General features: G+C 74.3%; 1 pseudogene. It reads left to right on the plus strand.

The window, feature by feature from the left end:
• Positions 1-569 (plus strand): annotated as a pseudogene (locus tag G3I71_RS45995) (glutamate synthase subunit alpha); the annotation flags it as partial.

The raw sequence follows: 569 nt of genomic DNA on the forward strand, positions 1-569 counted from the left end.
CACGCTGACCGGCTCGGCCGGCCAGTCGTTCGGCGCGTTCCTGCCGCGCGGCGTCACGCTGCGGCTGCACGGCGACGCGAACGACTACGTGGGCAAGGGGCTGTCGGGCGGCCGCATCGTCGTGCGGACCGACCACAGCTCGGTCCTCACGAGCGAGCACAACGTCATCGCCGGCAACGTCATCGGCTACGGCGCGACGAGCGGCGAGATCTTCCTGCGCGGGCTCGTCGGCGAGCGGTTCGGGGTGCGCAACTCCGGTGCCACGCTCGTCGTCGAGGGCGTCGGCGACCACGCGCTCGAGTACATGACCGGCGGCACGGTCGTCGTGCTGGGCCGCACGGGTCGCAACCTCGGCGCCGGCATGTCGGGCGGCACGGCCTACGTGCTCGACCTCGACCCCGACCTCGTCAACGTCGAGGCGGCGCGCGCCGGCGAGCTCGGCCTCGGCCCGCTCGACGACGACGACTTCGCGGTCGTCGAGCGCCTGCTGCGCACGCACGCCCAGGAGACCGGGTCCCCGGTCGCCGCCCAGCTGCTCGAGGACCCGGCCGCGACGCGCGCCCGGTTCA

It is taken from the genome of Streptomyces sp. SID12501 (assembly GCF_010550245.1).
In the GTDB taxonomy this organism is placed as follows: domain Bacteria; phylum Actinomycetota; class Actinomycetes; order Streptomycetales; family Streptomycetaceae; genus Streptomyces.